The following is a 24,185-nucleotide window of genomic DNA, read 5'->3' as shown; positions in this document are numbered from 1 at the left end:
ACACAAATGTATAACAAAATCTTAAACTTCCTTATTTAACGACGTTTTTAGATTTTCTTCTTGATAAATTTCGTCTAAATATTTGTATCGGTTTGCTACGGATATTGCGTGAAGTTTTGCTATCGTAAATCCTTCTTTTCCATCTAAAAAGCCAAATCTTAATATAAAATAATTGAAGAAACGATAAGCAGGTTTTATTTTATGATGAAAAAATGTCGGAACTAAATTTTTCAATTGTAATTCTTTTGCTCTCAGTTTAGAGTAATTATTTAATTTATCTAAATAATATTCTTCGTCAACAAAAGTATGATGTTTTACTTTTTGATTTAAAACGCCTATTTCTCCATCACAATCAAGTAGCTCATGAACCATCAAACCTTCCTTGTAACGACATTTTGATTTCTTGAAAAGGCGTACAGCTCTTACATTTTGTTGTCCAGAAAAATGAATCTTTTTGTTCTTAAAGTAAAAATAATGATAAGCCATATAAGCTACATTATTTGATGTTGAATTCACTTTGTTTTGCATTTCCTCTATCAAGCTCGAAGAAAGTTCTTCATCTGCATCAAAAAAAGTAACCCAATCGTGTTGAGCAAGACTTAAAGTATAATTTTTTTGGTTTGTAAAATTATCAAACGCTCTTTTTATAAATTTAACTTTTGGATGTTTAGTTGCTATTAACTCCGTTTTATCTGTGCTATACGAGTCTACAATAATAATTTCATCAGCAAATAATTCAACATTATCTAAATAACGTTGTATATTATTTTCTTCATTATAAGTAATCAGTAGAGCAGAGATTTTGTTGGGCATTATTTATTATAAACTATAATTATAAGAACTAAAATTTTCTGAATTTATTTTAAAAAAGTTGATAGAAATTTTTCTAATTTATCTTTAAATAATTCAAATTTGAACATAGAATAGAAATCATCTACTTGTTTTTTTATTGCTCGATTATTTAATCCTTCAAATTTTGCTGGATAATAATCTTTTAAATGAACACTCGTATGGTTAATTCCGTCCTCAAAAGTTGCCCAAACATTTTTATCAATCCAAGGCGAAAAAATAATAAAAGATTTCTTCCCTACAGCCTTTGTCATATTAATCGCTCCACCATCATTTCCTACAATCAAATCACATTTATTTGCTATGGCGATAAATTGACGTAAATCTCCTCCTAATAATTCAAAGTAAACTTTAGATTGAGCTTCTTTTGATAATTGATTATATACTTCTTTAGCCTGAGCTATTTGGTTCGGAAAATAATTAAACAAAATATTGACATTATAATGTTGACCAATAAAATTGATCATTTTTGCCATTTCATCTAAGGGATAAGTTTTAGAAGGGTCCGAACCAAGTAAGCTCACCATAACTGTTTTACGAGATTCATCAACATGATGATCTGTAAATACTTTATTCGCAAAACTAATTTCATCATCACTCAAATACAACTTTGGTTCAGTAGCCAAAGGCACTTCTATTCCCAAAGGTTTCAATAAAGCTAAACGATGCTCTATCGCCAAACCTAAAAATGAATTAGGCTCATTATGTTTTACGACATTATCTGTATACAAAAAAGTACGACCAGATTTTTTGTATGATATTTTTTTGGGCGCGTTATTTATCCAAACATCAACCCAACTCTGAATTTTAGAATAAGCATCAATTACTACATCATATTTATTTTGGTTAACTTTTTTAGAAAACTGAATTAATTTCATTAATCCTTTATTTTCGTTTTCATTAAAAACTATTTTCTGATCAATAAATGGATTATTTTCTAAAATTGGTAAAGTATTACTATTAATTAAATAGTCAACTGTAGCATCAGGAAATGCTTTTTTGATATTCTCACACAACAAAGAAGTTATTAAAACGTCTCCTATCATTTTGTGTTGTATAATCAAAATCTTCATAAAACTTAGTTATACAACAAAACTACTAATTATTGTCCGATAAATAATTTGATGCACTCATTTCTTTCTTAACAAAAAATTATTATAAAAAACATTTATCTAAATATTAATACAAATCAAATAAATCTATAATCAATCTCAAGCAACAAATCCTAAAATAAAATATCAAAACAATAATAATCAATATTTTATTCGATAATAATTGATTTAACCTTTTCAATAACACATAAAACAATAGACAATCAAAAAAGTTATTAACAAAATTATCCACAATAAAAATGTTTACATACATTTGCAAAAGAATTATACAAAAAAGTACACACAGATGTCACAAAACGGAATACCATCAGTTAATCTTGCCGATTTTTTATCTGAAGATTCATCAAGAAAACAAAAATTTGTCAATGAAATTGGTAAAGCATACGAAGAAATTGGATTTGTAGCTTTAAAAGGACATTTTTTATCTGACGATTTGGTAGAGAATTTATATAAAAACGTTCGCGAATTTTACGCATTACCAACAGAAACTAAACGTAGTTATATTGTTGAAGGAATTGGTGGACAAAGAGGATACACAGCTTTTGGTCAAGAACATGCAAAAGATAAACCTGAAGGTGATTTGAAAGAATTTTGGCACTTTGGACAATATGTAAACGAAGAAGATAAAGCAAAATACAATTATCCTGAAAACGTTGATGTAAAAGAAGTTGCAGAATTCAATAAATACGGAGAAGAAACATATAAACAATTAGAAAAAACGGGTATTTATGTACTTCGTGCATTAGCAATTTTCTTAGGATTAGACGAATTTTATTTTGATAATAAAGTACAAAACGGAAATTCTATTTTAAGAGCTATTCACTACCCTCCTATCACAGAAGAACCTAAAGGTGCTGTACGCGCAGGTGCTCATGGTGACATTAACTTGATTACTTTATTAATGGGAGCGCAAGGTCGTGGATTACAAGTACAAAAACATGACGGAACTTGGGTTGATGCAATTGCAGCTGATGACGAATTAGTAATTAACGTTGGTGATATGTTATCAAGACATACAAACAATCGTTTAAAATCGACTATTCACCAAGTAGTTAATCCTGAAAAAGAATTATGGGGAACGTCTCGTTTTTCTATTCCATTCTTTATGCATCCAGTTTCTGAAATGGATTTATCTGTTTTAGAGAATTGTATTACGGAAGAAAATCCAAAACAATTTGAAGATATTACAGCTGGAGATTTTTTAACACAGCGTTTAAGAGAAATTGGTTTAATAAAATAAACCATATTTAATCTATTTATTTCACATGAAAAGAGAGCTGATTATTCAACTCTCTTTTCTTTTTTACATACCTTTTACGTACATATTATAATTAAAAATATCTAAACAAAGTAAAGTGTATTTGTAATCGTTTTTATTGATATTCACTTCCAAAACAGGATCAGAATTATAAAACCTAATTTTGAGATTATCGTTCTTATCTAATAACAAATAAATTGATGAAATAACAGGTCTTATTTCACTCATCCAACCTCTTATTAAGTCTGTTGAATCTTTTATCAACTCAAATCGCTGAAAAGAGTCTTCAAAAAACTTTTCCAAACGTTGTACTTGTGTCAAACGATCTAATTCTCGGTACAAATCGATGAAAACACATAATTTTTCTCGCTTCGGACAAACACACGGATAAGGATGTTCGTCATTATAAAACCAACGTTGCCATTTTTTACAAGAAGTTTCGTCAATTGCATTCTTAAACTCGTCCTCATACTTCAAAAGCCACCAATTCATTCGGCAAATTCTAAGATTACCTTTTGAAAGTTGTAACAACTCATCAATATACGAACTTACATTTAACATTGGTTTTTATTTGATTTACATTATTGCTAATTTACGATTTTTTAGGACTGAATATTAATGTTTTAGAAATAATTTTTCAAATTTCAGAATCTTAAAGCGTTCATCAAACTTCAACTGATAAAAATAAATTTGCTCTTTCATCTCCTTCTCACTTATCCAAACATTTCTTACCGGAATTACTACATCAAACTGGAAAGCTCTATCTTTCTCAAAATGTTTTACCATCGAAAAATAAATCAAATTATACCAACTATCTAAGGGCGCATATATTCCATAAAAATCTTGATGAATTGCATCTTTTTGATCTTTAAATACATTCACTATTTTATATTGATCTATCTCAAATTTTGTAACACATTTATATACAGAAGTTTTTGTACAAAACTTTAAATTCTGATCATATTTAACTGAATCTAATTTTACGCCAAATTCATCTAATTTATAATCACCAAACTTATTAATAGTAGGATCTATAACAATTTGTTTGTTTATCGAAGCTAATCTATGTTTATTGATATCATTTACAATCGTATCATAAATTTTAACACGAACTTGATCCGGATTAACATTCTGTGCATGAATACTTAATGATAAATTAAACAATAGAATTAAAAAAATATTTTTCATTTAACTAAATTTGGTTTAGAATTTGTAACGATCAAAGCATTTTTAAACTTTAATTATTTTTTCAAATTTAGTTTAAAGAATTAATTTACAAATACTCTACTAGCTAAGAATTTTAAAAGTTAATATTATGTTAAAATATAACTTTTAGATTATTCTTCATACTCTTATTGTCTTTACTCAAAACCTTTTCAATACAAGTTTATAACCGATTTTAATCAATTGTTATAAATTTAAACTATTACTATCATAGATAAAATCTTTTCATATTGTTTCAAATCAGACAAAAAAATTAGACATTTGCAGAGTCAAATAATTTATTCATAGATAGTAATACAGAGAGTATTAAACGAGTAAAATGAAATGGAATCATGAAGTTGAACTTACTCGCAACTCTTTTTTACTTTTTAGAGTTTTTTATAGTAGTTTAGGTTGGTTAGTAATCCGTTCTTTCAGAACGGATTATTTTTTTTTTATAATACATCTATGAAATCTCTTAGTAAATAAAAGACTTTTTCTGAATAGCTTAAATCTAAATTTACTGCGGTATCATTAGGATCATGATAAAAACCTTTTCCTCCTAATGTATAAATAAAAAAAGACGGAACACCTTTTAAATAAAAAGGACAGTGGTCAGAATTACACGATTCTCCCCTATTTTTAACTTCTCTAAGATAATTATTTTTTGAATTTATCGCAACGAGTTTATTAAATTTTGCCGGGAAAACTTTACCATTTACGACTTGAATTCCTTGATCGCCCGCTCCCATAATGTCTAAATTGACTAAAAATTTGATTTGCTTCAAATTAAATAAAGGATTGGTTACAAAATAATCTGAACCTATAATTCCGGCTTCTTCACCTGCAAAAGCCATAAAAACCATTTTATAATTAGGTTGATGCTTCGAATAATACGTCATCAACGTCATCATCATCGCCGTTCCGCTTGCATTATCACTCGCTCCAGGAAAAATAGTTTTTCCAACTTTCCCTAAATGATCGTAATGTGCAGAAATCACAATTACGCTATCATTATTCTTTCCGTCAATGTAACCAATTATATTATTTGCTTCGAATGAATTATTTAATTCAGTTTTTATAGAAAAATCATTGATATTCATGTTTTTCGAATAAAATTTATCCGAAATAATAAACTCAGAAATCGAAGATTGTCTCTGACTAAGGCTCGATGTTAATTTATCTGAAGTAAATCGAAAAATTGCACGATCTTGATTATCATCTTTCTCATAAATATTCGCCCATTGTTTGTAATATTTCTGAATAGAATCGACAGAAGTCATTAAAGGCGGCAAAATAACATTTTTCCTTTTTTGTAATTCATTATCTTTTACAATAAAATGTCTCGTTTTATCATTCGATTGAAAAGATTCTACATATTCTTTAGTATTTAAAGTATAAAATGCGAGCTTAGACTCGAAAACTGATTTAGAACTTGGTTTTATAATAAAATCAATTCCATATTTCAATTCTTTTCCATTAATTTTCAGTTTTGCATCTTTGATTACATTAATCGGAAAAGTAAAAGTCTGTTTATAATTAGAGGAAAAAGAGCTCAAGCCATTTTTTTTGAATTCAGTTTGTAAATAACTCCCTGCATTTGTCATTCCATTATCTACATAACCTCTCCCAGCAAACGAATTTGATGTAAGTGAATCTAAAATTGTTTTAAAATATTTTTGATCAAAGGTTTGCGCATTTCCGATTGCAATTGCAAAACATGAAATCAAACCAAATAATATCATTTTTATCTTCAGCATTTTAATCATTTTATCATCCAAAAAATATTCTATTCTAAGATAATTATCATTTTAACAAAAAAAATCAATTATCTGTATTAAGTCAATAACAAATTTAAAAAATCTTTAAAAAGTAAATCAAATTAATACTACTATAAATTTTATATCTTGCATTATTAAGTTATCATAATAAAAAACAAAATCACAATTAAATGAAAGAAGTCGTAATAGTTTCAGCTGTTCGTACAGCAATGGGATCTTTTTTAGGAAGTTTATCTAACGTTCCTGCTACAGATTTAGGCGCTACAGCTATTAAAGGAGCTTTAGATAAAATCAACTTAGACGGAAATCTAGTTGATGAAGTATATATGGGAAATGTATTGCAAGCTGGTGAAGGACAAGCGCCTGCTAAGCAAGCAATGATAAAAGCAGGTTTACCAAATACGATTCCTGCAACAACGGTAAACAAAGTTTGTGCTTCTGGTATGAAAGCTGTAATGTTTGCTACGCAAGCGATTCGTTTGGGTGATGCAGATGTTGTAGTTGCTGGAGGAATGGAAAACATGTCTATGGTTCCTTTTTATTCGCCAAATGCAAGAACTGGAAATAAATACGGAAATACTGTTTTGTTAGATGGAATTGTGAACGATGGTTTGCAAGATTACTACAGCAAAGAAATGATGGGACTTTTTGGAGATACTTGTGCAACTGAGTTCAATATTTCTCGTGAAGAACAAGATGAATTTGCGATCAATTCTTACAAAAAATCTTCTGCAGCTTGGGCTGCTGGAAAATTTGACAACGAAGTTGTTCCTGTAGAAATTCCTCAACGCAAAGGAGAACCAGTTATTTTTAAAGAAGACGAAGAATATAAAAATGTAAACTTTGATAAAGTTCCAGGTTTACGTGCAGTTTTCTCTAAAGACGGAACTGTAACTGCTGCAAATGCTTCAACAATCAATGATGGAGCTTCTGCTTTAGTATTAATGTCTTTGGATAAAGCAAACGAATTAGGATTAAAGCCTCTTGCAAAAGTTATCGCTTATGCTGATGCTTCTCAAGAACCTTCTAAATTTACAACTGCGCCAGCTAAAGCGGTTGAAAAATTATTGAAAAAAGCTAATATGACAGCTACTGATGTTGATTTCTGGGAATTCAACGAAGCGTTTTCAGTTGTTGGAATTGCAAATACTAAATTATTAAACTTGGATGCTTCTAAAGTTAATGTAAATGGAGGTGCGGTTTCTATTGGTCACCCACTTGGAAATTCTGGATCAAGAATTTTAGTTACATTATTAAACGTTTTAGAGCAAAACGGAGGAAAAATAGGAGGTGCAGCTATCTGTAATGGTGGCGGTGGAGCATCTGCAATGATTATTGAAAAAATGTAATATTCAAAATATAGAAGTAAAAGCGTCTACTACTTTAGCAGGCGCTTTTATCTTTTGAAATTGAATGAATTGAAAAAAATATCTAAAACATTCTACATTTATTTATAATTGGCTAAAAAACCTTTTCTATATTTGTTGAATTGAACAAACACTTTTGTATGGAATATTTAGAATTTGAACAACCTATCAAAGATTTAGAAGAACAGTTAAAAAGCTGTCAAATCGTCGGAGAAGGAAGCGGTGTTAATATCAAACAAGCTTGTGTTGAAATTGAAATTGCAATTGAAAATAAAAAGAAGGAAATCTATGGTAATTTAACTCCATGGCAACGTGTACAATTATCTCGTCACCCTTCTCGCCCTTATACTTTAGATTACGCATACGCAATTACTGATAATACATTTATCGAAATTCACGGAGATAGAACTTTTGCTGATGATAAAGCAATGGTTGGTGGAATTGGAAAAATCAATGGTCAGTCTTTTATGATTATTGGGCAACAAAAAGGTAAAAACACAAAGGAAAGACAATATCGTCGTTTCGGAATGTCTAATCCTGATGGTTACCGCAAAGCTTTACGTTTAATGAAATTAGCAGAAAAATTTAATATTCCTGTTATTACATTAGTCGACACTCCTGGTGCATATCCTGGTTTAGAAGCTGAAGAAAGAGGTCAAGGAGAAGCTATTGCGAAAAACATCTACGAAATGTTGAAACTAACTGTTCCTATCATTACAATTGTAATTGGTGAAGGAGCTTCAGGTGGAGCATTAGGGATTGGAGTTGGAAACAAAGTTTTCATGTTAGAAAACACTTGGTATTCTGTAATTTCACCAGAAAACTGTTCGACAATTTTATGGAGAAGTTGGGATTACAAAGAGCAAGCCGCTTCGCAAATGAAATTAACTGGTCCTGATATGTTAGAATTAGGATTAATTGAAGATATTATTCAAGAACCTCTTGGTGGAGCACATTACAAACCAGAAGTTGCATACACAAACTTGAAAAATAAAGTTTTAGAAACATACAATGAATTGAAAAAACTTTCTCCAAAAGAATTACAAACACAACGTCAAGAACGTTTCATAAAATTCGGAGAATTTTCAGGATAACACACTTTTACAATACTAGTTATTGTAGAATATAACAAATAAAAACGAGATATAAAATTAGTTATATCTCGTTTTTTTCTTTAATTTTGAACCTCTTATGGAACAAGCAAATTATAATCAAGAACATACAGCTAACCAGCGCAATACCATTGGTTTAGAGAAAGGAAAACTTCCTCCTCAAGCCGTTGATTTAGAGCAAGCTGTACTTGGTGCGATGATGATTGATAAGAAAGGTTTAGATGAAGTAATTGACATCTTAACCCCTCAAGTTTTCTATCGTCCAGAGCATCAAGCGATTTATGCTGTCATTCAAAAATTATTTAACGATTCAGAACCAATTGATTTATTAACGGTTTCGAATGAGTTGAAAAGTGATGGAAAATTAGATCGTGTTGGAGGTGATTATTATTTGATTCAATTAACGCAAAAAGTTTCTTCTTCTGCACACGTGGAGTATTATGCGCGTGTTATTCAAGAAAAATACATTCTTCGTCGTTTAATCGAAATTTCGAATCAAGTAATCGAAAAATCATACGATGACACTGCCGATGTATTTGATTTATTGGATTATTCAGAATCGAAATTATTCGAAATCACAGAAGGTGGAATCAAACGTAGTTATTCGGAAGCAAGAGATTTGGTAACCGAAGCGATTGACAAAATTAAAGCTCAATCTACCAAAGAAGGAATGTCTGGTTTATCTTCTGGATTTACAGAAATTGACAAAATTACTTCGGGTTGGCAAGAATCGGATTTGATTATATTAGCCGCTCGTCCTGGTATGGGAAAAACCGCTTTTATCCTTTCTATGGCGAAAAATATGACGGTTGATAAAAATATTCCGGTTGCGGTTTTCTCATTAGAGATGTCTTCTGTTCAGTTGATTACGCGTATGATTTCGGGTGAAACTGGAATATCGGGTGAAAAATTGCGTAAAGCAAAATTAGCTGATCACGAATGGAAACAATTATATACAAAAGTAAAAGGTCTTGAAAATGCACCGCTTTACATTGACGATACGCCTGCCCTTTCTATCTTCGATTTAAGAGCAAAAGCGCGTCGTTTAGTTTCTCAACATGGTGTAAAAATGATTTTGATTGACTACTTGCAGTTGATGACTGCTGGAGGAAAAGCAAATGGAAACCGTGAGCAAGAGATTTCGATGATTTCACGTTCCCTTAAAGCAATTGCAAAAGAGTTAAGTATTCCTGTAATTGCTTTATCACAGCTATCTCGTTCGGTAGAAACTCGTGGAGGAAGTAAACGTCCCTTACTTTCGGATTTACGTGAATCTGGAGCGATTGAGCAAGATGCTGATATCGTTTCGTTTATTTACCGTCCTGAATATTATAAATTGGAATATTGGGATGATGAAAGTGAGCCTTGTGCTGGTCAAGCCGAGTTTATCATTGCAAAACACCGTAATGGTGCGTTAGAAAATGTACGTTTACGATTCATTAATGAGCAAGCTAAATTTACTGATTTGGAAACTTCATATGGAAGCGATTTCGAAATTCAAAGTTCGATGAACGATGGTTCTCAAGAAATGAATAGCGCTATGAATTTATCTGCCATTGATCCTTCTGATGCTTTTGGAGATTTCGGTGGAGAATTCACAAGTTCTATGAACAACGATGACGATAATTTACCATTTTAGAAAATAATTTTCATTAATTAATATTACGTCAAGCTGTGTTTATTTCAGCTTCTCATCATTGTAAACTCTATTATAATTAATAACTTAAAAGATATCTCGACAAAATCGGTATGACAACTCGTTATGGCTTTTAATTTATTTTATTAATGCATTTATTGATCATGTAATTCTGAATCAAGTTCAGAATGACGCTTTCTTTAATTCATTATCTTATCAAACCTATCAAGAAATCTAAATCTTTGAACATTTCGAAAAAGAAAAATTTCTTAATTGAGTAAACAAATTATCTAACTCAAATTAATATAAAAACTAAACAATCAACTACATTTAGTTTTATTCAACAAACTATCAGTTTTATTTATCCTAAAAGTTTTGTTAGGAACGAGAATTGCTACAACTTTGTATACATTAAATAAAGAGTGAAATGGCAAGTTCAATCAGAACATTAAATCCTGCTACAGGTAAAATCGAAAAAGAATTTCAAGCCTACACAAGCGAAGAAATCAATCAATATATAGACGACGCAAACGAATTATATCAAACATGGCGATTCGAATCTTTCGAAGAAAGAAAAGCTGTAATGAAACGTGTTGCGAACGAAATGCGTAAACAAAAAGCTCGTTTAGCTGCTTTGATTACAACAGAAATGGGAAAACCATTGTATGAAAGTGAAATCGAAATTGATTATAGTGCTAATATTATCGAATATTATGCTGATAATGCAGAAGAATTCTTGGCAAATGTTCCTTTACAAACAGAAAAAGGCGACGCTTATGTGGTTTCAGAACCTATTGGTGTACTGTTAGGTGTTATGCCTTGGAATTTTCCTTTTTCTCAAATTGCACGTTTTGCTGGTCCTCATATTATGGCTGGTAACACTGTCGTTTTGAAAACAGCTTCTAATATTCCACAATGTGGAATCGCTTTCGAAGAAATGTTTACAGCTTCTGGTGCTCCAAAAGGTTTGTACAAAAACTTGTTGATGTCAGGAAAAGATACAGATGCAATTATCAATAATCCAAAAATTGTTGGTGTTTCTTTAACTGGTTCCGAAGCCGCTGGATCTCAAGTTGCTAGTTTAGCGGGTCAATTAATCAAACCTTCTGTTTTAGAACTTGGAGGATCTGATCCAATGATTGTTTTGAATGATGCGGATATCGAAAAAGTAATGAACGGAACAATTAATGGGCGTTTACGTAATGCTGGACAAGCCTGTACTTCTTCGAAACGTATTATTGTACAAGAAGGTATTTACGACGAATATTTGAAAAAAATTACGGATTATGTAAATGGAATGAAAGTTGGTGATCCTACACAGGCAGATACCAATATGGGACCTGTAAGCTCGGAAAGTGCATTAGAAAAATTAGTTGAACAAATTAATGATTCAGCAGATAAAGGAGCAACAATTGTATCAGGAGGAAAACGTATCGATCGTGATGGTTTCTTTTTGCAACCAACAATTTTAACAGATTTAAAACCTGGAATGAAAGCTTATGACGAAGAAGTTTTTGGTCCTGTGGTTTGTATTTGGAAAGTGAAAGATGTAGAAGAAGCAATCAAAATTGCGAATGATACACCTTATGGTTTAGGTGCTTCTATTTACACAGAAGATGTTCCAAATGCAGAGAAAATAGCTCGTAGAATAGATTCGGGAATGGTTTACGTGAACAAACAGGTTTCTTCAAGTCCAGATTTACCTTTTGGTGGAGTAAAACATTCGGGTTACGGACGCGAACTTTCTAAAGCTGGAATTATGGAGTTTATCAATAAAAAATTAATTATGATTGCGAAATAATTTTTCAATCATATCTAAAATAATACAAAAAATGCAACTTCATAAAAGTTGCATTTTTTTATTGAATAAATCCTTGTTTTTGTTCCATTTGGTCAATTTTGAAAAGAATTAAATCACGCATAATTTTAGCTCTATTTTTAGCTTCATTTGCTATTTCTCCTTTAAATTTTTCGTCAATTATTCCGTACCACAATTCAATCCAACGTTCGAAATGGTGTGGTTTTAATTTTTCTTTCTGACTCAAAACCAAATGTGTACGCATTGGCCAACCTTCAAAAGTTGCTTTGCCTAACAAAACAGTTTCCCAAAACTGAATCATATGTGGCAAATGTTCGTCCCAATTTACCTTTGCAACTTCTGAAAAAAAGTAACCAATGACATCATCTTTTTGCACTTTATCGTAAAACATATTTACCAATAAAGCAACATCTTTTGAAGTTTCGATATCTTTTTTCATAGAAACAAATTTACAAAGAAGTTGAATTGTAACCTCAATGTTTTTAATCACGAAAAAATGCAGTAATTTTACGGTCTCATAAAAATGAATAGAATTGGATAGCAATAGACAACAAAAAGTAAGTAAATTATTTCAAGAAGATTTAGCAGAAGCGTTCAGAAAATGGACTGTAGAAGAATTTCCTGGTAATTTAATAAGTGTAACAGAAGTGAAAGTAACACCAGATTTAGGAGTTTCAAAAATCTATGTAAGCATTTTTCCTAATACGCAGAAAGACGAAATTTTTAAAGCAATCAAAGAAAATATTCCCTTCTTTAGAGGAGTTTTATCAAATGGAGCTTCAAAACAAATGCGTATTACACCAGAATTAATCTTTATTTTGGATAATTCGTTAGACGAAATTGATAAAATAGACAAAGCTTTAAAAGGAGAAGGAAATAATCCAATCTTGTAATGAAAAACATTTCACTTTACATTGCGAAACGCTACATTTTCTCAAAAACGAATACAAACGCTGTAAACATTATTACATCGATTGCAGTTGGTGCTATTTTGGTAGCGACATCTGCTTTATTTATTATTTTGTCAGTGTTTTCGGGTTTAGAAAAAATGAATCTGAAATATTATAGTAATGTAAATCCTGAAATCAAAATTTCTCCAGCCAAAGGTAAAATTTTAGACAGTACAAACTTTGTAGTCAATCAACTAAAACAACAAAAAGATGTCAAAGCTTTTTCGAAAATAATTGAAGAAAAAGTATACATCGATTATCGAGGGAAGCAAGATATTGCTTATTTGAAAGGTATTGACGAAAACTTTACCAAAGTTACTCGTTTAGATACTGTTGTTTATGGTGGACAATATTTAGATTTTAATCGAAATGATAATTTTATCGTTTCTGCCGGTATTGCAGAACGTCTTCAGCTTTATGTAGATCCTATAACACCAGCAGATTTGATGATGCCTAAAGCAGGAACTGGACTTATAAAGCAAGAAAGTGATGCTTTTACACAGAAAGAAGCGTATAGCTCTGGTGTTTTTATGTTGAACGAACAATATGACAAACATATTTTCACAACATTAGGTTTAGCTCAAGAATTATTACAATTAAAAGAGAATCAATATTATGGGATTGAAGTAAAAACAACGGGTAAAAAATCGCTTAATGAAGTAAAAGCTGAGTTACAAAAATCACTTGGAAATCAATATAAAATTGAGACAAGACAAGATTTAGATTCAGCCTTTCTGAAAGTAATGAACATGGAAAACCTAATCAGTTACCTCATCTTTACTTTGGTGATAATTATTGCTTGTTTTAATCTTGCCGGAACAATTATTATTTTGATTTTAGATAAAACCAAGGAAATACAAACCATGTATAGTTTTGGTCTTTCTCGTAAAAAAATTAGAAACATCTTCTTTTTTACAGGGTTTATTATTACATCAATTGCCATGATAACTGGATTACTGATTGCATCTGTAATTGGTTTATTACAAATTAATTTTGGTTTAGTAATGGCATCTCCTACTATTCCATTTCCTTTCTTATTCTCGATACAGAATTTTATCGCTGTAATTGTGACAGTTTTAGGATTAGGAAGTTTAGTTTCGTGGGTTGTATCACGACAAGTGAAGTAAAATCATCAATAAAATTCAATCAAAAAGCTCGAAGAAATCTTCGAGCTTTTTATATTTAATCCCAACGATTCCAACGAATGTAATTTGGTTTAGAGAAATCAAAATCCATCATTTGGTAATCTCGGTTGTCAATCAAATTTGTTTTGATTAGATTTTCTCCCTGACCAGGAATATTTGGATAATACGATAACGAAAAACGAATATTGTTAAACACAAAATAGTCATTCGTCAACATTACGCCCAAGCTAAACCGCGTATAAATAGGATTACTATTAAAAATAAATTTCTTATTATCTCCTATTGCAGCTGCCATCGCATTGAAAAAAGGTGAAATACGGAATCCTAAAAATTGATAAGGTGGATAAGATTGCAATTGATATTCAAACATCAGCTTTTGTTGTCCCATAAGCCCTCTATCTGATTTAAAACCTGCCATTCCCAAATAATCATGCTCGTGTAAAGTTAGCTGGTCTGCAGGCGAATCAAGACGGCTATCACCATATAAATAATTTGTTTTCGCAAAATTTCTGAAACGCCATCTTCCCCATGAAGATAATTTTGACATATATTGCAATTCTAACGAAAGTGTTTTCTGTTCAAATTTACCTCTATTAAAAAAACCACCATATTCGGCACTTATCCCCCAAAATCCTGAATTAATAAAACCACCAATAGAAGCTTTTCCTCCAAGATAATAACGATTTGTATGACGTATATTTTGCTGACCAAAAATCAATCCTGCAGATTTACCTATCGCAATATCTTCGTCAATATCATAATTAAAAATGAATCGTGTTTTCTCATATCGGCGAGAAGAAATACCAAGTCCTACCATATAATTGGTCTGATCAGAAAAATATTGTGCTGGATCATTTTCTAATGATGGCGTTTCTTTAAAAGTGCGATCATAAAATCGAGCAGAAACAATAAAGTTTGTAATTTTATCTGAAGCAAAATTATTGATCTTAAATGCTCTTGCTAACCAATAATCTTGATAATTATATTTAAAACTATTCATCTCCAACACAGGTTTGTTGTAATCTAAAGAATCTCTAAAAAAGACTTGCCCTACGGAAACTCCTCCTGCGTAATGAGCTAATGGTGAATAAAATGGACGAACAAAACTTAACGATTTTGTATAATGATTGTCTTCGTTTTTAAAATATCGAATATTTCCTATAATTCGGGTTTGCGCAATATTGGGAACAGTATAATTGAATTGATATAGTGAATTACCTGTTTTATAATTGTGTCGATAACGATTATCCAAAATATGTCCTATTCCTAAAAAATTACGCTCTCTGACACGAATTCCTACTTTAGAACTTGATAACGAACCGGTAATAAACATGCTCCAAGAATCAATCGAATTAACATAAATATCAACTGAATCATTCCCTACTAAATTCCCTTTTATTTCTACTCTACGAATAGAACGATTGGTACGAATTAAACGTTCTGATTCTGAAACTTTAATCGAATCATATTTTTCGCCTTTCTTAAAAAGTAAATTTTGCCGTAAAACAAAGTTCTTTGATTTTCCATGTAACGTATTTCCAGCACGCTCTAACCATTTTGTAGGGCGCTTTGTGGTATCATTTAACGAATAACCAAAAGGATCTTGCGTTTTGTAGTAAATATTACGAATAATTTTTCCTTCATAAAGATCTTCGTCACGATAATTTGGCTGAATCGGGAAACTTGTTTTTTTCTTCTTGAATAGTATTCGTTCGTAGAATTTTCTGAACTTCGAATGCTCTTTATTTTCAATTTGAACAGTATCTATCCTTACACTATCTACTTGAGCTTTTGCAAGAAATGATACGAAAAAAAATATACCAAAAAGGAATAATATAGAAGGTCGAAATTTTATCACGTTTCAATTTATAAAAGTCTGACGGCTTTTACAAATCTAGTTTTCCAATAATTTTCGTCTAATGAAGAAATCATGACACCTTTTGAAGTGGAAGAATGAACAAAACTAATTGATCCATCGTGACTTATGCTTTCTACAATCCCTACATGAGAGATTGAATTTCCTGAAGTGTTAAAAAATATTAAGTCTCCAATTTTAACATTTTCGACATTTATTTCTTTTCCATAACCAGCTTGATCGCTTGATCTGCGAGGAAGTTCTATATCCATTTCTTTGAAACTGATGTAAACTAAACCAGAACAATCAAAACCAGAAGACGTCGTTCCACCATATTTATATGGAGTTCCTATATAAGATTTTGCTGTTTTTAATATTTTACTAATTCCTCGTGGAGCAGAATCATCAGCATTAACTGATCGAAAAACACTTGAAGAATTTTCTTTCTTTGAACTTTTAGATGAAGTGTAAACTTTTTTTGAGCCTACTTTTTTATATGAAGTTACTTTACTACTACCACAAGAAGTTAAAATTAAACTTCCTAATAATATCATCACTATGTAAACTCTTTTCTCCATCGTTCATCAAATTTGAGTAACTTCTAATTAAACGTTTAAAGTAGTTAATTATTATTTTGCATCACCTCCATTAACAATTGTTTGGCACGTAAAAGTCGGACTTTAACATTTGCTAAAGATAAATTGAGTTCTTCTGCAATCTCTTTGTAAGTTTTATCTTCCAAATAACGTAACTCTATAATTCGTTGATAAGGCTCTCTAAGTTGAGCAATTGCTGTAATTAGTTTATCGTTATCTTGTTTCAAAATTAAGTATTCTTCAGGAGAAGGTTGATCTTCTAGTATTTCTAGAAAATTTGTGTCATCATCTAAAGAGATATTCAACTTAGGCGATTTTCGGATATGATCTATCATCGTATTATGCGCAATAGAAATAACCCAAGTCGTGAAATCAAAATCTTCGTTATACAATTTTAGTTTAGTAAAAACCTTCGTAAACGTTTCAATAGCGATATCTTCTGCCTCTTCTTCATTTCTGATTTTCCCAAAAACATAATTGTACACTTTATTCCACAAAAGTTCAATCACTGCATTCTGAGCGTTACGTTTACCTTTTTTAGCTTCTAAAATTATATTTTCTAAAGTCATTTTAAATTCAACTATTATAAATATAGCAAAATTGTACGAATAAAAAAAGCTTCAATAATACTATTGAAGCTTAGAAATCTGTAGACCCACAGGGATTCGAACCCCAACTAGCGGCACCAAAAACCGATGTGCTACCGTTACACCATGGGTCTGTCCATGATTATTATATAAAATTGAAAAGAAAAATTGTAGACCCACAGGGATTCGAACCCCAACTAGCGGCACCAAAAACCGATGTGCTACCGTTACACCATGGGTCTGACTAAATTTTATTTCAATTTTTGCAATTATTTATTAACTAAGTTAGATAAAAATGCCTCAACAATTGCTTATCGAGGCATAAGACTTTTGTAGACCCACAGGGATTCGAACCCCAACTAGCGGCACCAAAAACCGATGTGCTACCGTTACACCATGGGTCTATGTCTTAATTGCTGTGCAAATATAGAAAGGTTTTTTAATTCTCCAAAACTAATTTTACAAGTTTTTAGCTAAAACAGACGTTTGTTTTGATAATGTATTGAAAATGAATTTTAAAAAATGATTAAATTTTTCAAATTATTTTTATCAAAGCTTCATTCTAGCTATTTCGCTCTTAAATTTACGTTTCAAATCTTGTCCACAATCAAAGATCATTTGTTCATTTGACGGAAATGGAACTGGTCTTCTACCAATCATATTCAAATAATCCCGATCCAAAGAACGTCGATCACCTTTATAAGTTCCGTAAGAATCTGTAAAAATAAATTGACTCACCAAATTTTTAGATTCTAACGTTTGCTCTCTCTGATTATCTACTAAAAAATATCGCGCTGTTATTGCTGCTTCTTTGATTCGCTGCATTTCTTCGAAACGGCTTTTCACAGTGATATAACGATCCACCATTACTGGTTTTCCGTCTTTGTCTTTTACCACTTCTCCATTCTGTACCAACTCTTCTTTTCCGTCTACAATTCGTTTCTCAAAGTTGTGCACTTCAATTTTTTCTCGTTCTGGCGAAACATTAATAGTTTCAAAACTTAGCTGAATCACATAATCGTACGAACTATTTAATTTTCCTGAATAAAATTCGGTCCATCTTGAGTCTAATCCATACGAGTTAAAATCTAATAAATCTTTCTCTAACATTTTAGGAATTACAACTTCTGTATTATTAATTAATTGTACCAAAACCTTGTACATTCCATTTGCTCGTGCAGTATTCATCAAACTTCTTGTATCCTTAAAGTTAGAATAAACAGTTTCTAAAACTTCAAACTTTTGAAAAGCAGTTTGCGCATTCAATTTTCCACCTTGATTAAGAAAAGATTTTCCATCATCGTATAAAAATTGAGCATATTTTTCTTGAATCGTTTTATAAGCTGCTGAATAATCTTTGATTTTGAAATTATAATTCTTTCCATTTACCATTCGCCCATTAATACCCGAAATAGTCTTTTGTCTGTCTTGTAACCTATTGATTACCTGATAAGCTTCTTGATATTTTGATGGATTTGTCAAAGTTTCAATCTCTTTCAAGCGATTTTCATCAGCTTGCTGTCCTTTATGATAAGCTTCAAAAATTAATGGAACATATTTGATTCCATTTTTCTCCGATGGATTTTTGAAATAAGCTTGTGTAGATTGCTCAAAAGCTTGCTGAAAGTTACCAGAAACTAATGCTGTATTAGCAGATTTGTACGAATTGCAAGCTGTAAATAGTAAGATTGTAAGTGTTAAAGCAAGTAATTTTATTTTCATATGCGTCTAAATATGGTTTTTCTTAAGCAAAAAGAAAGCCAAAACAAATTGGCTTTATTACTTATATATTATTCTTCAAAAATGACTGAATTATCTCCTAAAGATTTTAGTCTTACTAAAGATTCAACTCTGATGTTTTCATTCAATAAACGATCGCGACCTTCTTGAAAAGATTTTTCGATGATAAATCCCATTCCCAAAAGGTTTGCTCCTGCTTGTTTAATCAAATCCTCAACACCCAAAGCTGCATTTCCGTTCGCTAAGAAATCATCAATAAAAATAACATTATCCTTTTCATTCAGAAATTGACTGCTTACACAAACATCATATGTTCTGTCTTTTGTGAATGAATATACTTGTGATGCATAAAAATCAGCCATAGTTTTAGGCTTAGCTTTTTTTACGAAAACAACAGGCAAATTCAATTCTAGTCCAACCATAATAGCTGGTGCAATACCACTCGCTTCGATTGTAATAATTTTATTAATATTTAAATCCGAAAATCGTTGAACAAATTCGGAAGCAATTGCTTTCATCAGAACAGGGTCCATTTGGTGATTGATAAAACTATCAACTTTTAGAATTCCACCATCGAAACTTTTTCCATCCTTCAGAATTCTTTCTTTTAAAAGTTCCATTTAATATTTAGTTTTTTAAAGTTTACATAGAAAAAAAGCCAGCACATTGGCTGGCTTTGATATATTTTTTAGCTTATTCCCACTCGATAGTTGCTGGTGGTTTTGAGCTGATATCATAGGCTACACGGTTGATTCCTTTTACCTCATTGATAATTCTGTTCGAAACTAATTCTAAGAATTCATAAGGTAATTTAGACCAAGTTGCTGTCATAAAATCAATCGTATTTGCTGAACGAACAACCGCTGTATATTCGTACGTACGCTCATCTCCCATTACTCCAACAGATTTTACAGGTAATAACACCACGAAAGCTTGAGAAACTTCGTCGTATAAATTATGTGCATAAAGCTCATCAATAAAAATTTGATCAGCTTCTTGTAAAATACGTACTTTTTCTTCGTCAACTTCTCCTAAAACACGAATTCCTAAACCTGGTCCTGGAAATGGATGACGGTAAACTAATTCGCGAGGAATACCTAATTCTACTCCAACTTTACGCACTTCATCTTTGAATAATTCGCGTAATGGTTCTAACAATTGAAGTTTCATATCTTCTGGTAATCCACCAACATTGTGGTGAGATTTAATAGTTGCAGAAGGTCCTTTTACAGATTGCGATTCGATTACATCAGGATAAATAGTTCCTTGCGCTAAGAATGCTGCATCTTCAAATTTATTTGATTCTTCATCAAAAACAGCTACGAAATCTTTACCAATTGATTTACGTTTTGCCTCTGGTTCGTCGATACCTTTCAAGTTTGTTAAGAAACGTTCTGAAGCATCCACCATTTTGATGTTCATGTTGAAGTGTTTTCCGTAATTTTCCATTACTTTTTTCCCTTCATCTTTTCTCAATAAACCAGTATCAACAAAAATACAAGTTAATTGATCGCCAATTGCACGATGAATCAAAACCGCAGCAACAGAAGAATCTACACCTCCAGAAAGTCCTAAAATTACTTTTTTATCACCAACTACTTCTTTTATACGAGCAATTTCTGTTTCGATAAAATCTTTTAAAACCCAATTCTTTTCAGCCTGACAAATATTAAAAACAAAGTTCTCTAACATTGTTGAACCATATTCTGAATGCGTTACTTCTGGGTGAAATTGTACTGCAAAAATCTTTTTATCTTCGTTTGCGATTGCCGCAATATCTATGTTTGATTTTCCTGAAATTGTAAATCCTGTTGGCGCTGTCATCACTTCGTCAAAGTGGCTCATCCAAACTGTAGATTGTTCTGGAACACCTGCGAATAAACTGTTTTGTGCTAAAACTGTTAATTCCGATTTTCCATATTCTCCTTTTTCACCTTTTTTTACTTCTCCTCCTAATAAGTGCGAAATCAATTGCATTCCGTAGCAAATTCCAAAAACAGGAACGCCCATTTCGAATAATTCTTTTTCTACCAAAGCAGCTTCATCTCCAAAAACTGAAGAAGGTCCTCCTGATAAAATAATTCCTTTTGGATTGTGTTTTTTGATTTCTTCGATTGAAGTGTTGTAGGGAATAATTTCTGTATAAACTCCAAATTCTCGAATTCGGCGCGCGATTAACTGATTGTATTGCGAGCCAAAATCTAAAATAATAATTCCTTGCGTCATTGTGTTTGTCTTTGTGCAAAATTAAGGGAAATTCGTCTGAATCGCAATTTTATTCGATCCAAAATTTACTGCTTTTCGACAGATTTTGATGATTTTTTGACTTCTTAATCTTTAGGTAACCTCCAAATCCTCTAAACAAAATAATTTTACTCCGAAAAAAATAATTCATCATGAAAAAATTTATATTTACTGCCTTAACAACCTTTATGCTTACAAATATGGCAAATGCTCAAAAAATTATTGCTCATCGCGGTTATTGGGACACCGAAAATAATGCGAAAAACTCGGTCAAATCTTTAAAATCTGCTCAAGATATTAATGCTTATGGTTCTGAATTTGATGTTTTGATTAGCGCTGACGATGTTTTGATGGTAAATCATGATGATCATTACCAAGGTCATACTATTGAAACGACAAATTCTTCTCTTTTGAAAACCTTAAAATTGGCAAACAACGAAAATATGCCAACTTTGGAAGAATATTTTGAACAAGGAAAAAAGAATAAAAATTTCAAATTAATTTTCGAATTAAAACCTCATTCATCAAAAGCAAACGAAGATCGTGCAGTAAAAAAAGCAATCGAAATCATCAAAAAACATAAAGTTGAAAAACAAGTAGAAATCATTTCTTTTAGCCAAAATATTTGTGATGAATTTAAAAAATTATCACCAAAATTACATGTTTCTTATTTGAACGGTGATTTGTCTCCTAAAGAAGTAAAAGCGAAAAATTGGAATGGAATTGACTATAATTATAAAGTTTTTCAGAAAAACCCAACTTGGGTAAAAGAAGCAAAAGATTTGGGTTTATTGGTTAATGTTTGGACAGTTAACGAACCTAAAGTAATGCAAGAAATGATAGACTTAAAAGTAGATTATATTACAACCGACAAACCTTTGATTTTAAAAGAAATTTTGACTAAATAATTTTAGTATATTTAGCGGAATAAGAAATCATTTCATGTCTAAACTTAACTCATTCGAAATCTATTCGTTTACAACATTAAACCAAATTCATAAAGATTATATTTTTAAAATTTGGAACAATGAATATCCTATTAATTTGGCTTTTGAGAGTTTGAATGATGCCGAAAATTACCTGAATAGTTTGATTGACGCGAAACATTTTTTTGCTGTAGATGAAAACAATCAAATGCAAGCTTGGGCGGTGATTTTTGAAAGAGATTATGAAAAATGGTTTGCAATAATTGTTGATAGGGAATTACATCAAATTGGTTTGGGACGTAAAATTCTTAATCGATTGAAAACATTTTCGACAGAACTAAATGGTTGGGTAATCGACCACGATAAAGATACAAAAGCGAATGGAGAGCCTTATCGTTCTCCATTGTCTTTTTATATGAAAAACGATTTCAGTTTACTTCCTGAAACTCGATTGGAATTGGATAAAATTTCTGCGGTTAAAATTAATTGGAGAGAATGATAAAATAAAAAAGCTTATTAACTTCTCTTTTCTATTTTATTTCCCTAAAACTTTTTCCAAATCAGCCCTTCCTTGTATATTTCGCATTTGTCGCTCGATATGACTGGCACGTCTGCTGATAAAAGATGAAGGCGGATTTACATTATATTTTCGTGGTAATGGCAAAGCTGCTGCAATTCGAGCCGCTTCATTTTTGGTTAAATCTTTAGCAGGTTTATTAAAATAATATTCTGACGCTGCTTCAACACCAAAAACACCAATTCCCATTTCTGATGTATTCAAGTACATTTCTAAAATTCGCTCTTTACCCCAAATTTTTTCGATCATAAACGTAAAATAAACTTCTAATCCTTTTCTCAACCAAGATCTACCTTGCCACAAAAACACATTTTTTGCTACTTGTTGAGAAATCGTAGAACCTCCACGAAGTTTTTTACCTTCTTTATTTTTTTCGATTGCTTCTTGTATTCCGTCCATATCAAATCCGTTATGAACAGGAAATTTTTGATCTTCGGAACCAATTACAGCCAATTTTATATTTCGTCCCATTTCATCATAGGCAATATAATCTCGTTTAAATTTTCCTTGTTCAAACCCTTGTTGAACTTGTGTTATTGTAAATGGAGGATTAATCCATTTTAATGCAACAATGTATACTAGATGAGCTACAAAAAGATAAAGTAGAACCTTACGAATAGATTTAAACATCTTATTTCTTTAAATTATGAAAGCAAAGTTATACGATTTATTGAATTTTGGAAATAAAAAAACTCCATTTTACATTGGAGTTTTTTTATTCTTTAATTTATCTTAAACTCTTTTGATACGAGTCTATATATTTTTGCAATGTAATTTCGGTTTGAAGAATATCTTGAAGAATCATTTTAAATGTTTGTTTCGTATTTCTATCTGTTGCATTTATATTGTTATATAAAAAACTCATCAAAAAATCAACTTTATTATTCAATATTGTTTTTAAATCTTCAATATTAGAAAGTGCATTTATTTTTTTATACTCTATTAAATCAATTTTGGTATTGGAAACCGATTTCCATGCATTAAGCTTTATTTGAGGCATAAATATTCCTTTAGAATTCATTACAACATTCATAACTTTCATATTTGGATTATCCGATTCTTTTTCAAATGCATCAATCAAAGCTTCTTGTTTCGGAATATTTTCATCAATCGCCGTTTTAGTATCTTTTAATTCATTATTGATTGTTATAAACACTTGATCAATATACATTTTATCTTTTCGTGAAGAATTCCAATTATCAATAAAAAGTGCGATTAAAATTCCCGCAATTACAGGAATTATATCTTTGATAAATTTCAAACTATAACTTACAATTTTTTCTTTCATTCTTGTATTCTAATGGATTTTTGTACAATATAGATTTCTAAGAAATAACTATATACTCGCACTAAAATAAAACTTCTTCAAGAAAAATCAAATGTGTTGAATATATTTCTTAAAATAAAACCTCCATTTTACAATAGAGG

General features: G+C 30.9%; 23 protein-coding genes and 3 tRNA genes. 9 read left to right on the top strand and 17 right to left on the bottom strand.

Features of this window, described 5'->3' with window-relative positions; genetic code table 11:
- Positions 1-21: 21 nt before the first annotated feature.
- Together QHG34_RS03105 and QHG34_RS03100 are read right to left on the bottom strand one after the other, a co-directional pair.
- A complete protein-coding gene (locus QHG34_RS03105; RefSeq protein ID WP_282628690.1) occupies positions 22-813 on the bottom strand; it encodes a glycosyltransferase family 2 protein in 792 nt (263 codons plus the stop codon).
- Positions 814-857: 44 nt separating this feature from the next.
- Positions 858-1,895, bottom strand: a complete 1,038-nt coding sequence (locus QHG34_RS03100; protein WP_282628689.1) for a glycosyltransferase family 9 protein — start codon at positions 1,893-1,895, stop codon at positions 858-860.
- A 352-nt stretch (positions 1,896-2,247) separates the two neighbouring features.
- Here QHG34_RS03100 and QHG34_RS03095 point away from each other — a divergent pair, with 352 nt between their 5' ends.
- Positions 2,248-3,201: an isopenicillin N synthase family dioxygenase gene (locus QHG34_RS03095; protein ID WP_282628687.1), complete on the top strand. Its 954-nt coding sequence runs from the start codon at positions 2,248-2,250 to the stop codon at positions 3,199-3,201.
- 63 nt (positions 3,202-3,264) lie between these two features.
- Here QHG34_RS03095 and QHG34_RS03090 read toward each other — a convergent pair whose 3' ends face one another.
- From QHG34_RS03090 to QHG34_RS03080, 3 genes are all read right to left on the bottom strand, one after another.
- Complete coding sequence (locus QHG34_RS03090) at positions 3,265-3,780, bottom strand: hypothetical protein (RefSeq protein ID WP_282628686.1); 516 nt, start codon at positions 3,778-3,780, stop codon at positions 3,265-3,267.
- Between the two features lie 54 nt (positions 3,781-3,834).
- Entirely contained in the window at positions 3,835-4,407 is a 573-nt protein-coding gene (locus tag QHG34_RS03085) for a hypothetical protein (protein WP_282628684.1), read from the bottom strand.
- Positions 4,408-4,877: 470 nt separating this feature from the next.
- The gene (locus QHG34_RS03080) at positions 4,878-6,182 is read right to left on the bottom strand and encodes a M28 family metallopeptidase (RefSeq protein ID WP_282628683.1); all 1,305 of its coding nucleotides are present in this window, start codon (positions 6,180-6,182) and stop codon (positions 4,878-4,880) included.
- Between the two features lie 191 nt (positions 6,183-6,373).
- Here QHG34_RS03080 and QHG34_RS03075 point away from each other — a divergent pair, with 191 nt between their 5' ends.
- From QHG34_RS03075 to QHG34_RS03060, 4 genes are all read left to right on the top strand, one after another.
- Positions 6,374-7,552 (top strand): thiolase family protein, encoded by a 1,179-nt coding sequence (locus QHG34_RS03075; protein ID WP_282628682.1) that lies wholly within the window; start codon positions 6,374-6,376, stop codon positions 7,550-7,552.
- Positions 7,553-7,710: 158 nt separating this feature from the next.
- Positions 7,711-8,664, top strand: a complete 954-nt coding sequence (locus tag QHG34_RS03070) for an acetyl-CoA carboxylase carboxyltransferase subunit alpha (protein WP_282628681.1) — start codon at positions 7,711-7,713, stop codon at positions 8,662-8,664.
- Positions 8,665-8,761: 97 nt separating this feature from the next.
- The gene (gene dnaB / locus QHG34_RS03065) at positions 8,762-10,321 is read left to right on the top strand and encodes a replicative DNA helicase (RefSeq protein WP_282628680.1); all 1,560 of its coding nucleotides are present in this window, start codon (positions 8,762-8,764) and stop codon (positions 10,319-10,321) included.
- A gap of 424 nt (positions 10,322-10,745) precedes the next feature.
- Positions 10,746-12,119: an NAD-dependent succinate-semialdehyde dehydrogenase gene (locus tag QHG34_RS03060; protein ID WP_282628679.1), complete on the top strand. Its 1,374-nt coding sequence runs from the start codon at positions 10,746-10,748 to the stop codon at positions 12,117-12,119.
- Positions 12,120-12,177: 58 nt separating this feature from the next.
- Here QHG34_RS03060 and QHG34_RS03055 read toward each other — a convergent pair whose 3' ends face one another.
- Positions 12,178-12,576, bottom strand: coding sequence for a group III truncated hemoglobin (locus QHG34_RS03055; RefSeq protein ID WP_282628678.1), 399 nt, complete (start codon positions 12,574-12,576; stop codon positions 12,178-12,180).
- A 94-nt stretch (positions 12,577-12,670) separates the two neighbouring features.
- On the opposite strand from QHG34_RS03055, the gene rbfA reads away from it, so the two are divergent.
- A complete protein-coding gene (gene rbfA / locus QHG34_RS03050; protein ID WP_282628677.1) occupies positions 12,671-13,030 on the top strand; it encodes a 30S ribosome-binding factor RbfA in 360 nt (119 codons plus the stop codon).
- Positions 13,030-14,214, top strand: a complete 1,185-nt coding sequence (locus QHG34_RS03045; protein WP_282628676.1) for an ABC transporter permease — start codon at positions 13,030-13,032, stop codon at positions 14,212-14,214. The genes rbfA and QHG34_RS03045 overlap by 1 nt, the downstream gene beginning before the upstream one ends.
- Positions 14,215-14,269: 55 nt before the next feature.
- On the opposite strand, the gene QHG34_RS03040 is transcribed toward QHG34_RS03045, so the two are convergent.
- The 9 genes from QHG34_RS03040 to guaA form a co-directional block, all read right to left on the bottom strand.
- Positions 14,270-16,090, bottom strand: coding sequence for a BamA/TamA family outer membrane protein (locus QHG34_RS03040; RefSeq protein WP_282628675.1), 1,821 nt, complete (start codon positions 16,088-16,090; stop codon positions 14,270-14,272).
- Positions 16,091-16,098: 8 nt separating this feature from the next.
- Positions 16,099-16,665, bottom strand: coding sequence for a C40 family peptidase (locus tag QHG34_RS03035; protein WP_282628674.1), 567 nt, complete (start codon positions 16,663-16,665; stop codon positions 16,099-16,101).
- A 44-nt stretch (positions 16,666-16,709) separates the two neighbouring features.
- Positions 16,710-17,252 (bottom strand): RNA polymerase sigma factor, encoded by a 543-nt coding sequence (locus QHG34_RS03030; RefSeq protein ID WP_282628673.1) that lies wholly within the window; start codon positions 17,250-17,252, stop codon positions 16,710-16,712.
- A gap of 81 nt (positions 17,253-17,333) precedes the next feature.
- Positions 17,334-17,404: transfer RNA gene (locus tag QHG34_RS03025), tRNA-Gln, on the bottom strand.
- Between the two features lie 37 nt (positions 17,405-17,441).
- A tRNA-Gln gene (locus QHG34_RS03020) sits at positions 17,442-17,512 on the bottom strand.
- Positions 17,513-17,603: 91 nt separating this feature from the next.
- Positions 17,604-17,674 (bottom strand) — tRNA-Gln (locus QHG34_RS03015).
- 145 nt (positions 17,675-17,819) lie between these two features.
- Entirely contained in the window at positions 17,820-18,992 is a 1,173-nt protein-coding gene (locus tag QHG34_RS03010) for a hypothetical protein (protein ID WP_282628672.1), read from the bottom strand.
- Between the two features lie 68 nt (positions 18,993-19,060).
- Entirely contained in the window at positions 19,061-19,630 is a 570-nt protein-coding gene (gene xpt / locus QHG34_RS03005; RefSeq protein WP_282628671.1) for a xanthine phosphoribosyltransferase, read from the bottom strand.
- A 73-nt stretch (positions 19,631-19,703) separates the two neighbouring features.
- Positions 19,704-21,236, bottom strand: a complete 1,533-nt coding sequence (gene guaA / locus QHG34_RS03000) for a glutamine-hydrolyzing GMP synthase (protein WP_282628670.1) — start codon at positions 21,234-21,236, stop codon at positions 19,704-19,706.
- Positions 21,237-21,406: 170 nt separating this feature from the next.
- On the opposite strand from guaA, the gene QHG34_RS02995 reads away from it, so the two are divergent.
- Both QHG34_RS02995 and QHG34_RS02990 read left to right on the top strand, forming a co-directional pair.
- Positions 21,407-22,162, top strand: a complete 756-nt coding sequence (locus tag QHG34_RS02995) for a glycerophosphodiester phosphodiesterase (RefSeq protein ID WP_282628669.1) — start codon at positions 21,407-21,409, stop codon at positions 22,160-22,162.
- Positions 22,163-22,196: 34 nt separating this feature from the next.
- Positions 22,197-22,679 carry an N-acetyltransferase gene (locus tag QHG34_RS02990; protein ID WP_282628668.1) on the top strand — a complete coding sequence of 161 codons (483 nt, stop codon included), beginning with the start codon at positions 22,197-22,199 and terminating at the stop codon, positions 22,677-22,679.
- A 36-nt stretch (positions 22,680-22,715) separates the two neighbouring features.
- Here the strand turns inward: QHG34_RS02990 and mtgA are convergent, their stop codons facing one another.
- Together mtgA and QHG34_RS02980 are read right to left on the bottom strand one after the other, a co-directional pair.
- Complete coding sequence (mtgA, locus tag QHG34_RS02985) at positions 22,716-23,387, bottom strand: monofunctional biosynthetic peptidoglycan transglycosylase (protein WP_282628667.1); 672 nt, start codon at positions 23,385-23,387, stop codon at positions 22,716-22,718.
- 97 nt (positions 23,388-23,484) lie between these two features.
- Positions 23,485-24,045 carry a hypothetical protein gene (locus QHG34_RS02980; protein WP_282628666.1) on the bottom strand — a complete coding sequence of 187 codons (561 nt, stop codon included), beginning with the start codon at positions 24,043-24,045 and terminating at the stop codon, positions 23,485-23,487.
- Positions 24,046-24,185 lie beyond the last annotated feature (140 nt).

This window comes from Empedobacter sedimenti (assembly GCF_030005555.1).
Taxonomy (GTDB): domain Bacteria; phylum Bacteroidota; class Bacteroidia; order Flavobacteriales; family Weeksellaceae; genus Empedobacter; species Empedobacter sedimenti.
The sequence above is the reverse complement of the archived record's forward strand: the minus strand, read 5'-3'. Positions and strand labels throughout refer to the sequence as shown.

Bases quoted from the DNA above. Each gene is read 5' to 3' on its own strand.
- QHG34_RS03105 (WP_282628690.1), bottom strand. From the start codon at position 813: ATGCCCAACAAAATCTCTGCTCTACTGATTACTTATAATGAAGAAAAT.
- QHG34_RS03100 (WP_282628689.1), bottom strand. From the start codon at position 1,895: ATGATAGGAGACGTTTTAATAACTTCTTTGTTGTGTGAGAATATCAAA.
- QHG34_RS03095 (WP_282628687.1), top strand. From the start codon at position 2,248: ATGTCACAAAACGGAATACCATCAGTTAATCTTGCCGATTTTTTATCT.
- QHG34_RS03090 (WP_282628686.1), bottom strand. From the start codon at position 3,780: ATGTTAAATGTAAGTTCGTATATTGATGAGTTGTTACAACTTTCAAAA.
- QHG34_RS03085 (WP_282628684.1), bottom strand. From the start codon at position 4,407: ATGAAAAATATTTTTTTAATTCTATTGTTTAATTTATCATTAAGTATT.
- QHG34_RS03080 (WP_282628683.1), bottom strand. From the start codon at position 6,182: ATGCTGAAGATAAAAATGATATTATTTGGTTTGATTTCATGTTTTGCA.
- QHG34_RS03075 (WP_282628682.1), top strand. From the start codon at position 6,374: ATGAAAGAAGTCGTAATAGTTTCAGCTGTTCGTACAGCAATGGGATCT.
- QHG34_RS03070 (WP_282628681.1), top strand. From the start codon at position 7,711: ATGGAATATTTAGAATTTGAACAACCTATCAAAGATTTAGAAGAACAG.
- dnaB (WP_282628680.1), top strand. From the start codon at position 8,762: ATGGAACAAGCAAATTATAATCAAGAACATACAGCTAACCAGCGCAAT.
- QHG34_RS03060 (WP_282628679.1), top strand. From the start codon at position 10,746: ATGGCAAGTTCAATCAGAACATTAAATCCTGCTACAGGTAAAATCGAA.
- QHG34_RS03055 (WP_282628678.1), bottom strand. From the start codon at position 12,576: ATGAAAAAAGATATCGAAACTTCAAAAGATGTTGCTTTATTGGTAAAT.
- QHG34_RS03045 (WP_282628676.1), top strand. From the start codon at position 13,030: ATGAAAAACATTTCACTTTACATTGCGAAACGCTACATTTTCTCAAAA.
- QHG34_RS03035 (WP_282628674.1), bottom strand. From the start codon at position 16,665: ATGGAGAAAAGAGTTTACATAGTGATGATATTATTAGGAAGTTTAATT.
- QHG34_RS03030 (WP_282628673.1), bottom strand. From the start codon at position 17,252: ATGACTTTAGAAAATATAATTTTAGAAGCTAAAAAAGGTAAACGTAAC.
- QHG34_RS03010 (WP_282628672.1), bottom strand. From the start codon at position 18,992: ATGAAAATAAAATTACTTGCTTTAACACTTACAATCTTACTATTTACA.
- xpt (WP_282628671.1), bottom strand. From the start codon at position 19,630: ATGGAACTTTTAAAAGAAAGAATTCTGAAGGATGGAAAAAGTTTCGAT.
- guaA (WP_282628670.1), bottom strand. From the start codon at position 21,236: ATGACGCAAGGAATTATTATTTTAGATTTTGGCTCGCAATACAATCAG.
- QHG34_RS02995 (WP_282628669.1), top strand. From the start codon at position 21,407: ATGAAAAAATTTATATTTACTGCCTTAACAACCTTTATGCTTACAAAT.
- QHG34_RS02990 (WP_282628668.1), top strand. From the start codon at position 22,197: ATGTCTAAACTTAACTCATTCGAAATCTATTCGTTTACAACATTAAAC.
- mtgA (WP_282628667.1), bottom strand. From the start codon at position 23,387: ATGTTTAAATCTATTCGTAAGGTTCTACTTTATCTTTTTGTAGCTCAT.
- QHG34_RS02980 (WP_282628666.1), bottom strand. From the start codon at position 24,045: ATGAAAGAAAAAATTGTAAGTTATAGTTTGAAATTTATCAAAGATATA.